Below are 14363 nucleotides of genomic sequence, written 5' to 3' on the forward strand. Positions count from 1 at the left end.
GGCGCTCGCTAGAGCCGGACGATTTCAGGTCGAATCGAAGCCTCACACTTTTCGGCATCATGCTAGTGCGCCGTCATTTTGACGATGACTGGAATGGCCGCGATCATCAGCACTACCGGCAGGATGCACACAACCACCGGCACCGACATCTTGGCCGGCAGAGCGTGCGCCTTTTCCTCGGCCAACGACATACGCTTGTGGCGCATGTCGTCGGAGAAGACGCGCAGCGCCCCCGACAGGCTGGTGCCGAGTTCCTTGGACTGCTGCAGCAGCGTGGCGAAGGAACGCACCTCGTCCAGGCTGAGGCGGTCGGCGAGCGCCTTCAGCGCATCATCAAGGCTGCGCCCTGCCCTCAGCTCCAACGACACCAGCTGCAGGTTCTGGCTGAGCGCGGGATAGGTCTTGGCAAGTTCCTTGGAGACGCGCTCTATGCCGGCCTCCATGCTCATTCCGGCATCCGAGCAGACAATCATCAAGTCCATGAAATCGGGAAAGCCGTTGCGGTACTCACGCCTGCGTTCCCGCACTTTCTGGCTCAGCACCAGGCCGGGCAGGAAATAGCCGGCCGCTCCCGACAGGATGACGAAGGTCCAGCGGCTGGCCATCGTCGCGTCCGGGCTGGCCATCCACCGGTTGAGCACAAACACACCGATTGCCGTGCCGATCATCGCGCTGAACCGGATCAGGAAGAACGTGCCGACAGCACGCGGCTCCATGTAGCCCGCCTGGATGAGCTTCATGCGCAGCCGGGCGACATTTTCCGGATCGCTCCTGGCGTAGAATTCTTGCGCCCGCTTCACCGCCTTCTCGCGCACGACGCCGGTATTCTTCTTCTGCACCGGCTCTGGTTTGGCGGCCACGGGACCGTTGTCGACCCTGAGCCGGCGCATGACCTCGTTGCGGTCGCCCTTCGCCATGACAACAGGCCAGGCAACAGCGGCAGCACCCGCCGCCAGCAGCAGGATGGCCACCGGCATCAACGAGGTCGGTGCAAGCGAGGCGAGGAATTCGATGAAGCCCTGCATGTCAGAACTTGAAATTCGACATCTTGAACATCATCAGATTGCCCAGCATCAGCCAGGTGATAGACCCACCGAGCAGGTACCAGGTTTTCGCCTCGCCCCAGACGTCGCTGTAGAAGCCCGGCATCAGCGCCATGATGGCGGTGAACAGCAACGCCGGCACCGCCGTCAGTATGTAGGCCGACATCCGGCCTTCTGTCGCAATTGCGCGCACCTTGCGGCGCAGTTTGCCGCGCTCGCGGATCGTCGTCGCCAGGCCGTCAAGGATCTCGCGCAGATTGCCGCCCGAACTGGTCTGGATCGAGACAGCGGTGACGAACAGCGGCAGATCCTCCTGGCCGACCCGGTCGAACAGCGAGTTCAACGCCGAAACCAGATCGGAGCCATAGGTCACCTCGTCGGCGATGACGCCGAACTCGGTGCCGATCGGGTCGGGCATCTCGCGCGCGACCATGGCGATCGCCACCGGCACCGGATGGCCGGCCTTTAGGCCACGCGTGATCAGTTCCAGCGCCTCCGGCAACTGCATGCCGAACCGCTTCACCCGGCGCTTGCGCTTGAAGCGCAGCGTGATCACTGGCAGCACCGGCACAAGCACCACAAACAGCACAAGCCCCATCAGCGGCGGCAAGCCGTACCAGATGGCGACCAGGGTCATCGCCATCGCCACGCCGCAGGTGATCATCAGGAATTTCGACAGCGGCATGATCATGCCCGACTGGGTTCGCAAAGCGCGGAACCGATCCAGAAAAAACAGCGGCGTGCCTGCATCGAGGCCGCGTTCCTTGCGCAGTTGGACAAGCACCTGCTCTTGGGTGATCTTGCTTTCCTGCAGTTTCATGCGCCGGTTGATGGCGGTGCGTTTGTCGCTGCGACCGGCGTAAAGCAGGTAGCAGGCCTCGGCGATCAGGATGCCGGTCAGCGCGGCCGCGGCATAAACGACATAGATCGCGCTCATTCCATCGAACACTTGGCTACTCCTGCGGCCGGCCGGGTTCGAAATATCGTCCAGGAAACTCGATGCCCATAGCGCGCAGATCCTCAAGGAAGCGCGGCCGGATGCCGGTCGCCTCGTAATGCCCCAGAATCCTGCCGTCGGCCTCCATGCCGGTGCGCACGAAGCGGAAGATCTCCTGCATCTGGATGACATCTCCTTCCATGCCGGTCACCTCGGCGACACTGGTCACCTTGCGCTTGCCGTCGGACAGGCGCGTCAGCTGAACGATCAGGTCGAGCGCGCTGGCGATCTGGCTGCGGATCGACTGTACCGTCATCGGCATGCCGGTCATGCCAAGCATCTGCTCGAGCCGCGAAATGGCGTCGCGAGGCGTGTTGGCATGAATGGTCGCCATCGACCCTTCGTGGCCGGTGTTCATCGCCTGCAGCATGTCGAAAGCCTCCTCGCCGCGGCACTCGCCGAGAATGACGCGGTCGGGGCGCATGCGCAGTGCGTTCTTGACCAGGTCGCGCTGCTTCAGCTCGCCATGGCCTTCGATGTTGGCTGGCCGCGTCTCCATGCGCGCGACATGCGGCTGCTGCAGCTGGAGTTCGGCCGCGTCCTCGATGGTGATCAGCCGCTCGTCTTCCGGAATGAAGGCCGACAGCGCATTGAGCATGGTCGTCTTGCCGGTGCCGGTGCCGCCCGAAATGATCGTCGTCTTGCGGGCATGCACGGCCGCCGCCAGCACTTCGGCCATGTTCTGGGTGATGGCGCCGAATTCGACCAGTTTGTGCAGACCGAGCTTGTTCTTGGAGAACTTGCGGATCGACACCAGCGGCCCATCGACCGCAACCGGGCGGATGGCCGCGTTGAAGCGCGAGCCGTCCAGCATGCGGGCATCGACCATCGGCTGCGATTCGTCGACGCGGCGACCGACCGCGGCGACGATCTTGTTGACGATGCGCAGGAGATGCGCCTCATCCTTGAACGGAATGTGTACCGGCTGCAGCTTGCCCTTCTTTTCGACAAAGCAGTTCATGTGGCCGTTGATCAGGATGTCGTTGATGTCGGGGTCCTTGAGCAGCGGCTCGAGCGGACCGAGGCCGACCATCTCGTCGACGATGTCGTCGACCAGTGCGTCGAGCTCGACGGTGTTGATCGCCATCCGCTCCTGCTTGGTCTTTTCCGACACGAAATCATGCACTTGCCGGCGCATCTCTTCCTTCGGCAAACGCTCCAGCGCGACAAGATTGATCTCTTCGAGCAGCAGCCTGTGGATACGCACGCGCGCATCGAGCACCTTGTTGGCATTCTTTGCCGGCGCAGTGTCCGGCTTTGCCGGCAAAGCCTTTCGGCTGGTCGGAATGACGACGGCATGATGGGCGACCGGCGTCGTCTCAGGCGCGCGCTGCGGAAGCGTATCGCGGTTCTGCAGGGCGGAGAAGCGGGTGGTCATCCGGCTTTCCTCTTCAGCAATCCACGGCCCATACCAAACAGCGAGCGCGATTTCGCGCGGGTTGGGACCGCTTCTTCCGGCAGGATGATCTTCTTCAGGTCGTTGACGACATTGGCGTTGGGATCGATCTCGTGCAGCGGCACTCCGCGATCGACCGCTTCGCGCACCAGCCGGTAGTTGTTGGCGATGCCGCCGACGAAATGCTCGCCGAGAATTTCCTGGACGTCCGCCTGCTTGATGCCGTTATCGAACATCTTCTGTTCGAAACGATTGACGATAACGTTCGGCTTCACTTCCTTGCCGGCAGTCTCGTAGACCGCCTGGATCAGCCGCTGCGTGTGGCGCAGGCACGGCACCGTCATTTCCGCGACGATGTAGAGCTTGTTGGAACCGAGCAGCACGGTTTCCGTCCATGGAAACCAGGTGCGTGGCATGTCGATGACGACATTGTCGAAATAGGCCGAAACGAGGTCCAGCATGCGCACCACGACATCGGTCTTGAACGAGCGCATCTCTGCCGGATGCGCCGGTGCCGCCAGCACGCACAGCCCGCTGGCATGCTTGGACAGCATCACGTCGAGCAGTTGGCGGTCGAGACGCTCGGGCTGGTTCTCGATCTCGGTGATGTCGAAACGCGGTTCGAGGTCGAGATATTCGGCACAGGCGCCCTGCTGGAAATTGAGATCGACGACGCAGGTCGACGCGCCGCGCGTCACCGAGTGATGCAGCTGGAACGCGGTCTGCAGCGCCAGCGTCGTGGTGCCGACGCCGCCCGCCGCAGGCATGAAGGTGTAGATCTGCGACTCGCTGTTTTCCTCGCGCCCGGGTCCCTGCAGTGCCCGCACGACAGAGCGCACCAGATCGGCGGTGGTGATCGGCTTGACCAGGAAATCCGCGACCTTGAGCTGCACGAGAATGCGCACCGCGGCCGCGTTGAACTCCTGGGTGACGACGACGACAGGAACCTTGTCCTCCAGCCGGCGCATGATGCGCTGCAGCGACTCGACCTCCTCCAGCCTTGCCGCATCCATGTCGACGATGATGGCGCCGAAGTCGGCTTCCTGGATCTCGCCGCGCAACTCGGTGACGTTCTTCTCCACTGTCGAGAGCTGTATGATCTCGGAGGCGGAAAACGCGGTGCGCGTGTCCTGCGCAAACGTCCTGTCGGTCGATACGAGCAGGATCTTCCTGGTCTTGATGCCGTTTGCCATTCTGTCAGCCTGTCAGGTCGATCGACCGTTGGATCAGTTGCCCGTGGGATCAATTGGTCGTGCTGGACTGCGACGCCTTGGCGCCGGCCGCCTGATCGGGTGTTACGGCCGCGGCACTGCCTCGTTGGGCCGGCACCAGGAGCCTGGTGTTCTGGACCCCGTATTTCCAGGGATCGACCATCTGCATGACGGTGTTGGCGGCCTGCGCATTTCCGGCGCCGGCCGTCGGCCCTTCGCTGCGCACATAGTCGTCGCTGGTGCAGCCAGCGGTAAAGCCGGCCAGCAGCAAGGCGACGCTCGATCCAAAGACCAGACGCATGGCTTCAATCCTTCGGCAGGTCGAGGAAATGCCCAGCCGAAGCGGCCGCTGCAGGTTGAGTGACGCGGCCGTCTGCCAGCGCCACGGTGCGACCGGTGTCGGCGCCCTTCACTTCCTCGGTGTTGTTGAGAAAATAATCGGCGTTGCTGGCCGGCTGCGTGCCATCTGTCGGCTCGACGAGCTTCTTCGACGGATCGACCGGCTTGACCAGATAGGGCGTTACGATGATGACGAGGTCGGTCTCGCGCCGCTGATAGGATTTCGACGAGAACAGCGCCCCAAGCACCGGCATCTTGCCGAGGCCGGGAATGCGCGACGTGGTGATGTCGTTCTGCGACTGCAGCAATCCGGCGATCATAAAGCTCTGGCCGTTCTTCAGGTCGACCGATGTCCTGGCACGGCGCACGATGAAACCGGGCACCGAAATGCTGCCTATGTTGTAGGAGGCAGACGCGTCGATCGAGGAGACTTCCGGCGCGATGTCCAGGCTGACCAGCCCGTCCTTCAGAACCGTCGGCGTGAAATCCAGGCTGACGCCGTACTTCTTGTAGCTGACCGAGATCTTGCCGTCGTCCTCGGAGACCGGGATCGGGAACTCGCCGCCGGCGAGGAAGCTCGCCGTCTGGCCGGACCGGGCGATCAGGTTCGGCTCGGCCAGCCGCCGCGCCAAACCGCGCTCTTCCAGCGCTTTGATGGCGATATCGATGGAGACGCCATTCGACAGCAGCTTGCCGATGATCTCGCCTGTTCCCGCGCCCTGTATCGATCCGGCCGGCAGCGTGACGTCGCGGCCACCCATGCCATAGGCGAAGTTGGCGGCGTATTTGGCGCCGAGATCCTGGCCCGCCTGGCGGTTGATTTCGACAAAGCGGACGTTGAGCTGGACCTGCTGCGACGACGAGATGTTGACCGAGTTGATCACCTCTTCAGTGCCGGAAAAGCGCGTCGCGATCTTGTTTGCCTTTTCGGCGGCGACCGCGTCATCGGCCTCGCCCGACAGCACGACCCGGCCATTGGCCGATCCGACCTTGATCCTGGCATCCGGCACGCTGGCGCGAATGGTGCTGGCCAGTTGGTCGGTGTCGAGCGTCACCTCGATGTCGACAGTGCCGACAAGCTGCTTTTTCTCATCGAACAGGGCAATGCCGGTGGTGCCGAGATTGTTGCCGAGCACATAGAAGGATTTGTCGGTCAGCGGATTGACGTTGGCGATCTCCGGATCGCCGATGACGATCTGGTAGAAGGCGGCACTGGTCATGATCGTCTTCGGCTTGCCCTTGGCGACCTTGATTGACGCATTCTTGGTCGACGACACATAGACGATCTCGTTGTCAGCCCTCGCCGAGGCGCCGAAGGCCAGCATCGCGGCAGCAGCCAGCGAAGACGCGACAGCCGCCGCACGCAAAACGCGCAACCGCCCCATGACCCGATATGTGAACAGCCCGAACATTGTCCCGTCCCTCACCCAGTCCCCACTGGCTTATTTCTGGTCCCGCGAAGGAACCTGGTATTCCTCGGCCTTTGTGCCGCGCGTTACGATGACCGTCTTGAACTTCGGCTTCTCCGGCTCTTTCACCACGGCATCGAACAGCGAGCCGGCAGCGGCCTGCACGTTCGAGGCGGCCGATCCACCGAACGAAGAGATGGTGGTGACGCCGCCCTTGCCGTCGCCGCCTTCGCTGGCCGAGCGCAGCGACAGCGACAGCGTACCGACAGTGCGGGCCAGCGCCACTTTCTGCGCGCCGTCGGTCGTCACCTCGATGGTCACCGAATTGGAAATCTGCGGCGTCGTCTGGCGCTCGTCGGCACCTTGCCCGACGCTCAGCACCTTGGCATCGGCAACGACAATCTCGGAGGTGACCGTCGATCCGGCCGCACCCTGTGCATTCTTGGCCACTTCCTGAATTTCGCCGGCATCGCGCGTCAGCACGACATCAACGCGGTCGCCCGGTGTGACGAAGCCGCCGACACCTGCTATCTCGTCGGTGCGGATGGTGACCGCCCGCATTCCGGGCGTCATCATGTTGGAGAGTGTCGCGCGGCCGTTCGGACCGGACAGCTTGGTCAGCAGTACCGGCTCGTTGACCTCGATCGGCGACAGCACCACGCGGCTGCCATCGGCAAGCACCGCATTGATGGTGGTGAAGGCGCCCTGCGGCACGGCCTCTTGCGACCACGGGATTTCGCTGAGCTGCGCGCGGTCGAGCGCCATGCCGTAGCGCAATGGGGCATTCGCCACCACGATGGTCTTGAACTCGACCTTCGGCACGACAGCTGCCGGAATAGACGACGTCTTCTCTTCGGAATCGGCCTTGGCCTGGCTTTTGACCCAGAAATCCGCGGCAAAGATCGAGATCGCCCCGAAAACGGCGGCGATGCCGATCATCGATATGGCCTTGCCCCTCACGCCGAAACCCCTGATGCCCGCAGTTTCTTGTTTTGTTGGGCTTAACCCTAGGCGGCATTGTTAAAGAATCAGGAATCCTGCACCGCGGTATCAGACCTATTTCCGCCGGCTTGGTTATCGAATGGTTTTGGAGTAAGAGGGGCCATATCCCCGAACGGAACAGGAACCTCGGTCGCTTGGCGCTGAAAAGCGTGGCAGTATCGCGAGGTGATTCGCAGCATCGGACTCTATGGCAGGCATGGACGATCTTTTCGGCAATGACGACAACAAGCCGCAGCCGGTTCGCGCGCCAGCGCGCCCTGCGGATCCACTGGTGGTGCAAGCCACCAAGCGTCCTGCCTCGACCAAGGACGGCAGCGAGGGCTATAGCGCCGCCGACATCGAGGTGCTGGAAGGGCTGGAGCCGGTGCGCCGACGGCCAGGCATGTATATCGGCGGCACCGACGACAAGGCGATGCACCATCTGTTCGCCGAGGTCATCGACAATTCGATGGACGAAGCGGTGGCCGGCCATGCCACCTTCATCGATGTCGAGCTCTCGGCCGATGGCTATCTCGCCGTGACCGACAATGGCCGCGGCATCCCGATCGATCCGCACCCGAAGTTCAAGAAGCCGGCGCTTGAAGTGATCATGACGACGCTGCATTCGGGCGGCAAGTTCGACTCCAAGGTTTACGAGACATCAGGCGGCCTGCATGGCGTCGGCGTGTCCGTGGTCAACGCGCTGTCGGACCATCTCGAGGTCGAGGTCGCGCGGGGACGGCAACTCTATCGGCAAAAATTCTCGCGCGGCGTTCCCGTGACCGGGCTGGAACAGTTGGGCGAGGTCCACAACCGGCGCGGCACAAAGATCCGCTTCCACCCCGACGAGCAGATTTTCGGCAAGGGCGCGGCGTTCGAACCGGCGCGGCTCTACCGCATGACGCGCTCGAAAGCCTATCTGTTCGGTGGTGTCGAGATCCGCTGGACCTGCGATCCGTCGCTGATCAAGGAAAAGGACCAGACACCGGCCAAGGCGGAATTCCATTTTCCCGGCGGCCTGAAGGACTATCTCAAGGCATCGCTCGGCGACGACTTCCAGGTGACGCGCGAAATCTTCGCCGGCAAGAGCGAGAAACAAGGCGGCCATGGGTCGCTGGAATGGGCGGTGACCTGGTTCGGCGGCGACGGCTTCATCAATTCCTACTGCAACACCATCCCGACCGGCGAAGGCGGCACACACGAGGCCGGCTTCCGCAACGTGCTGACGCGGGGCCTGCGCGCCTATGCCGATCTCGTCGGCAACAAGCGCGCCTCGATCGTCACCTCGGAAGACGTCATGATCTCGGCGGCGGGCATGCTGTCGGTGTTCATCCGCGAGCCGGAATTCGTCGGCCAGACCAAGGACAGGCTGGCGACGATCGAGGCGATCCGCATCGTCGAGACCGCGATCCGCGACCCGTTCGACCATTGGCTGGCCGACAACCCGCAGGAAGCCTCGAAGCTGCTCGAATGGGTGATCGCGCGCGCCGACGAGCGGGTACGCCGGCGCCAGGAAAAGGAAGTGTCGCGCAAGAGCGCGGTGCGCAAATTGCGGCTGCCGGGCAAGCTCGCCGACTGTACGCAGAATGCCGCGGCCGGCGCTGAACTGTTCATCGTCGAAGGCGACTCGGCCGGCGGCTCGGCCAAGCAGGCGCGCGATCGCGCCAGCCAAGCGGTGTTGCCATTGCGCGGAAAAATCCTCAACGTTGCCAGCGCCGGCAACGACAAGCTTGCCGGCAACCAGCAGATCTCGGACCTGATCCAGGCGCTCGGCTGCGGCACGCGGTCGAAATACCGCGACGAGGATTTGCGCTATGATCGCGTGATCATCATGACCGACGCCGACGTCGACGGCGCCCACATCGCCTCGCTGCTGATCACCTTCTTCTACCAGGAGATGCCGGCACTGGTGCGTGGTGGCCACCTCTATCTGGCGGTACCGCCGCTTTACTCGATCAGGCAAGGCGGCAAGGTCGCCTATGCCCGGGATGACGCGCACAAGGACGAGCTTATGCGCACCGAATTTACCGGGCGCGGCAAGGTCGAGCTTGGCCGCTTCAAGGGTCTGGGCGAGATGATGGCGGCCCAACTCAAGGAAACCACCATGGATCCGAGGAAGCGCACGCTGCTTCGGATCGATGTGATCGACGCCGAGGCGGCGACCAAGGACGCCGTCGATGCATTGATGGGCACCAAGCCGGAGGCCCGCTTCCGCTTCATCCAGGAACGCGCCGAATTCGCCGAGACGGAAGTGCTGGATATCTAGCCACCAGCCGGTCCATAACAAGGCTCCAGTTGCGGAGACGAGCATGTGACCTGGGCGCGGCTGAAAGGCTATTTCGAGACGAGTTTAGCCGGCTTGACGCAACCGACGCGTTCGGACTGGATTTTCTCGCTGCGCACTGTTTCGGCTGGCCTGATCGCTCTGCTAGCCGCCTATGCGCTGAAGCTCGACCATCCGCAATGGGCCATGATGACGGTGTTCATCGTCGCCCAGCCGGTTGCCGGCATGGTACTGGCGAAGGGCTTCTACCGGCTGCTCGGCACGCTGGTCGGCGGCATCGCCGCGATCGGCATCACCACCGTTTGCGGCACCAGCCCCTGGGTGCTGGTAACGGTGCTTGCCGTCTGGATCGGCATCTGCACCTTCGTCTCGTCGCTGCTGCGCAATCCGGAAGCCTATGGCGCCGCCCTCGCGGGCTACACCGCAATGATCATCGGCCTGCCCGCTTTCGGACAGCCGCATCTCGTCGTCGACCTCGCGGTCGCGCGCTGTGCCGAGATCGTGCTTGGCATTGTCTGCGCCGGCCTGACCAGCCGCCTGATCCTGCCAAAACTGGCCAGCGACGCCATCGTCTCGCGCCTGAAACGCTGCATCCTTGATCTTGCCACCTATGCCGGCGGTGCGTTCTCCGGCGGCGACCCGGCAACGCTGTCCGCGCTGCACCGAAAGCTGATCACTGATGCCCAGACGCTCGGCGAGATGCGCGCCTATGCCAGGCTCGAAGCGCCAAGCTTCGCGCCGCGCGCCCATCCAGTCCGGCGCACCATCGGACAACTGCTCTCCGCGCTCTCGGCGGCACGCGCGCTGCATTCGCACGCCGCCCCGAAGAATGCGGCGCTCATTCCGGTGCGCTCGGAATTACAATCGCTGGTCGGCGAGCTGGCGACCAAGCCCGGCGCGCTGGACGATACGGCGCTGTGGATGGCTCGGCTCGATGCGATTGCCGGAAACGCCCGGCAAATGCCCGATACCTCGACCGACCAGGGCAACGACAGGGTCGGCACTATCACCCGCCTGACCATCGCCGCCGATTTCGCCGATGCGCTCAAGCAGGTGCTGCGCGGCCTCGACGCCTTGCGCGCGCCTGCCACACGTCCGGCCCGGGGCAGCAGGCAGCCTGCGCTGGTGGTGCATCGCGATTACGCCGGCGCATCGCGTAACGCCTTGCGTGCTGCCCTTGCCACGCTGCTGGTCGCGGCCTTCTGGCTGACGACGAAATGGTCGGAAGCGGCCGGTACGGTCATTCTCGTTGCTGTCGTATCGAGCCTGTTTGCTGCTCGCCCCGACCCTGTGCAGGTCGCCTGGGGTTTCTTCAAGGGAACGCTTCTGGCGCTGCCGTTTGCCTTTCTCGTCGGCCAGATCGCATTGCCTGCCCTGCCCGGCTTCGGCTGGTTCATGCTGTTTGTCGTGCCCATCCTTGTACCGACGGCGCTGGCCATGGCCAATCCACGCTATGTCGGCGTGGCGACGGCCTTCGCCATCAACTTCCTTGCCTTCCTGAGCCCGCACCAGGCGATGACCTACGATCCCGGACCCTTCTTCGCCGGTTCGGCGTCGATCCTGGTCGGCATCCTGCTGGCGATCGGTGTCTTCATCGTCGTGCTGCCCGCCGATCCGTGGCTCGCGGCCAACCGCATCGTGCGCGCCATGCGCGAGGATCTGGCGCGGCTTTGCCTGCATGAGCGCGTGCCGAGACGTTCGGCCTTCGAGAGCCTCGCCTACGACCGCATCAACCAGCTGATGCCGCTGGTGCAGAATGCCGGTCAGAAGGGCGATGCGGTTCTGGGCGGCGGAGTCGCCGCCGTCACCGTCGGCCTGGAGGTCCTTCGGCTGCGCGATGCAAGCCAAAGCCATGCCATTCCATCCGAGACCGCGCTTTCGATCGCCAACTTCCTGAGGGGACTGGCGCGCGAACTGCTTTTCCGCGCCCCCAGCGATCCGCAGACCTCGACCGTCGCCGTCGCCCGGCAGTACGCAGCGAACATCGCCGAGCGAAACGGCACCAGCGAATTGCTGCAGATCGCGGCATCGCTGCGCATCATCGCCGCCGCGATGGAGGATTTCCCCGACTTTTTCGCGAGGGATAAAGGTTAAGCTGCCGCTATCGCCAGCGCGTGGCCTCGCGCGTTCTCGCGCAGCGCATCGAGATGGATCGACTTGATCAAGGCGGCAAGATCGCCTTCGGCGGATTGCCCACCCACTTCCTTGAGCATCAGCCAGCTGACCTCCTGCACACCGGCGATGCGCTTGCCGTTGGCAACCTCGCGCCAGATCTTCAGCGCACGCAGGATGATGGCATGGGTGACTGCGGCGAGTCCGGCGCTGCGGAACAGCGCCTGCAAGGCCACGTCGTGCCCACCGGCCAGCAGCGCCCTTACCCTTTGTTCGGACTGCTGGCTGAGCGCGACCAGCGCCGAGCCGAAGAAATCCACCTTGCCATGCGCGATGGTGCGGATCAGAAAGCTCGCGGTAAGGTCGCCACGCAGCCTGAGATGCTCGATCAGGGCCGCATGTTCTTCCTGGCGCGTGCCTTCGATCAGCGTCACGGAAGCCTTGACGCAGGCGTCGCGCATGACGCGGTCGGCTCGCGCCGCGCCCATCATCGCCATCACCAGTGGCGACGTTTTCAACATTTCGCCAAGCTTGACGAGCAGCATATGCCGGCAGTCGGCCGGCAGCCTGATATCCGATATCAGCGCCTCGCGCACCAGCGGCAGGTGCCCATGTCGTTCGGCCATGCGGCGGAAGCTGAGCGAGGCGATGTCGGCGCCGCTGTTGGCGAGCAGCACGGCGCAGGCGTCCGCCTCGCCGATCTCGGCGATGGCCGCCGACAGCGCCATCGAGACGAGTGGCCGCTCGGCGATCAATTTCTGTGTCGCCTTCGGACTTGAAGCCACGCGGTTGATCAGGTCGGCGTCGGTGAGCAGCGGCGAGCGCGCCAACACCACGCCGGCGACTTCCGGCTGGTCGGAGGCCAGCACGCTGATGATCTGCATTGGCGCGTGGTGGCTCATCGACAGCGCCTCGGCCATCGCCAGCCGCACCTTCGACGAGGCATCGTCGAGCAACAGCGTCAGCGCCGCCTCGGCGGCGCAACGGTCCTCGAAAGGCAATTCGGAATTGATATAGGCCCGGGCCAGAGCGCTCGCCGCCGCGGCACGCTCCGACACCCTGGCCGTGTAGATCCATTTCAGGAAATGCGAAACAACAACCATGCCCGCCTGCTTACGCCTCTTGTCAGAAGCTTCTGACCCCACTGACGACCGTAGGCAGAATTGGTTTACGAACCGTTCACCATGTTCATTAACTGGCTTGCGAGCCTGATTTGCAGCGCCTATCACCGTCAAGCACCTGAGGAGAAAGAAATGGCCGGGCTTTATCTCGAAGAGTTCGTTGTCGGCCATGTCTTCCAGCACACGCTGCGCAAGACCGTTACCGAAAGCGACAACATGCTGTTTTCGGTAATGACGCTGAACCCGCAGCCGCTGCACATCGACTTCGATTTCGCCGCCAAGAGCGAATGGGGCAAGCCGCTGGTCAACTCGCTGTTCACGCTCGGCCTGATGATCGGCATTTCGGTCAATGACATCACAGTCGGCACCACGGTCGCCAATCTCGGCATGAAGGAGACCGTGTTTCCGCATCCGGTCTTCCATGGCGACACCATTCGCGTTGAGACGACAGTCATCTCGGTGCGCGAGTCCAGGTCGAAACCCGATCGCGGCATCGTCGAATTCGAGCATCGCGCCTACAACCAGCATGGCGATCTCGTCGCCAAATGCACTAGGCAAGCGATTATGCTGAAGAAGGCGATCTGACGCATGCGTTCGCTGCTGTTCATCCCTGGCGATTCCCAGAGGAAACTGGAAAAGGGTTTTGGTGTCGGCGCCGACGTGGTCATCGTCGACCTCGAGGATTCCGTGGCACCTCGCAACAAGGCGCTGGCACGCGAGGTGGCGGCGCGCTTCATCCTGGAACGCAGGGCGCAAACCAGTTCAGCCATCTATGTCAGGGTCAACGACCTGTCGACCGCGCTGACGGATGACGATCTGGCGGCGTTGGTGCCGGCACGACCCGACGGCATCATGCTGCCCAAGTCGAACAGCGGCCAGGATGTGCAGCACCTGTCGGCAAAGCTCAGGGTGCGCGAGGCCGAAAACGGCTTGGCCGACGGCGCGATCAAGATCCTGCCGATCATCACAGAAACGCCGGCAGGCGTGCTCGCGGCGGCGACCTATGCCGGGACAAGCGCGCGGCTTGCCGGCCTCACCTGGGGCGCTGAAGACCTGTCGGCGACGATCGGCGCGCGCAGCGCCCGCGACGAGCATGGCCGCTACACGGACGTGTTCCGTCACGCTCGCACCATGACCATACTTGCCGCCGGTGCGGCGGAGGTCGAGGCGATCGACACCGTCTTCCCGAATTTTCGCGACATGGCGGCCTTCGAAGCGGAATGCACCGAGGCCGAGCGCGATGGCTTCACCGGCAAGATGGCGATCCACCCCGATCAGGTGCCGGTCATCAACGCCGCCTTCACGCCGTCGGTCGACGCCGTGAGACAATCGGCGGCAATCGTTGCCGCGTTCGCGGCAGCGGGAAGTCCCGGCGTCGTCAGCATCGACGGCAGGATGTTCGACCGCCCGCACCTGCGGCTAGCCGAGCGGCTTCTGGCGCGGGCAAAGGCGGCAGGTGTTTCCGCCTGA

The 14363-nt window shown here is 63.5% G+C and carries 12 protein-coding genes; 4 read left to right on the top strand and 8 right to left on the bottom strand.

Annotation, left to right across the window (positions count from 1 at the left end):
• Positions 1-62 precede the first annotated feature (62 nt).
• Genes NKJ11_RS14210 through cpaB form a run of 7 tightly spaced genes read right to left on the bottom strand, consistent with a single transcriptional unit; the run spans position 63 to position 7355 of the window.
• Entirely contained in the window at positions 63-1025 is a 963-nt protein-coding gene (locus NKJ11_RS14210) for a type II secretion system F family protein (RefSeq protein WP_127322803.1), read from the bottom strand.
• 1 nt (position 1026) lies between these two features.
• Complete coding sequence (locus NKJ11_RS14215) at positions 1027-1992, bottom strand: type II secretion system F family protein (RefSeq protein WP_352793570.1); 966 nt, start codon at positions 1990-1992, stop codon at positions 1027-1029.
• Positions 1993-1996: 4 nt separating this feature from the next.
• The gene (locus NKJ11_RS14220; protein ID WP_352793572.1) at positions 1997-3418 is read right to left on the bottom strand and encodes a TadA family conjugal transfer-associated ATPase; all 1422 of its coding nucleotides are present in this window, start codon (positions 3416-3418) and stop codon (positions 1997-1999) included.
• Complete coding sequence (locus tag NKJ11_RS14225) at positions 3415-4629, bottom strand: CpaE/TadZ family protein (RefSeq protein ID WP_023810504.1); 1215 nt, start codon at positions 4627-4629, stop codon at positions 3415-3417. The genes NKJ11_RS14220 and NKJ11_RS14225 overlap by 4 nt, the downstream gene beginning before the upstream one ends.
• Positions 4630-4678: 49 nt before the next feature.
• Positions 4679-4948, bottom strand: a complete 270-nt coding sequence (locus tag NKJ11_RS14230; RefSeq protein ID WP_128303365.1) for a hypothetical protein — start codon at positions 4946-4948, stop codon at positions 4679-4681.
• Positions 4949-4952: 4 nt separating this feature from the next.
• Complete coding sequence (locus tag NKJ11_RS14235) at positions 4953-6371, bottom strand: type II and III secretion system protein family protein (protein WP_502897886.1); 1419 nt, start codon at positions 6369-6371, stop codon at positions 4953-4955.
• A 57-nt stretch (positions 6372-6428) separates the two neighbouring features.
• Positions 6429-7355, bottom strand: a complete 927-nt coding sequence (gene cpaB, locus NKJ11_RS14240; RefSeq protein WP_245273189.1) for a Flp pilus assembly protein CpaB — start codon at positions 7353-7355, stop codon at positions 6429-6431.
• A gap of 229 nt (positions 7356-7584) precedes the next feature.
• Here cpaB and parE point away from each other — a divergent pair, with 229 nt between their 5' ends.
• Positions 7585-9642, top strand: a complete 2058-nt coding sequence (gene parE, locus NKJ11_RS14245) for a DNA topoisomerase IV subunit B (RefSeq protein ID WP_023810500.1) — start codon at positions 7585-7587, stop codon at positions 9640-9642.
• Between the two features lie 45 nt (positions 9643-9687).
• Positions 9688-11754 carry an FUSC family protein gene (locus NKJ11_RS14250; RefSeq protein WP_352610680.1) on the top strand — a complete coding sequence of 689 codons (2067 nt, stop codon included), beginning with the start codon at positions 9688-9690 and terminating at the stop codon, positions 11752-11754.
• Here the strand turns inward: NKJ11_RS14250 and NKJ11_RS14255 are convergent.
• Positions 11751-12875: a DUF2336 domain-containing protein gene (locus NKJ11_RS14255; RefSeq protein WP_352610678.1), complete on the bottom strand. Its 1125-nt coding sequence runs from the start codon at positions 12873-12875 to the stop codon at positions 11751-11753. The genes NKJ11_RS14250 and NKJ11_RS14255 overlap by 4 nt on opposite strands.
• Positions 12876-13025: 150 nt before the next feature.
• Between NKJ11_RS14255 and NKJ11_RS14260 the strand changes: the two genes are divergently transcribed.
• Positions 13026-13478, top strand: coding sequence for a MaoC family dehydratase (locus tag NKJ11_RS14260; RefSeq protein ID WP_352610677.1), 453 nt, complete (start codon positions 13026-13028; stop codon positions 13476-13478).
• A 3-nt stretch (positions 13479-13481) separates the two neighbouring features.
• Positions 13482-14363: an HpcH/HpaI aldolase/citrate lyase family protein gene (locus NKJ11_RS14265; RefSeq protein WP_352610676.1), complete on the top strand. Its 882-nt coding sequence runs from the start codon at positions 13482-13484 to the stop codon at positions 14361-14363.

The organism is Mesorhizobium sp. M0243 (genome assembly GCF_040321775.1).
In the GTDB taxonomy this organism is placed as follows: Bacteria; Pseudomonadota; Alphaproteobacteria; order Rhizobiales; family Rhizobiaceae; genus Mesorhizobium.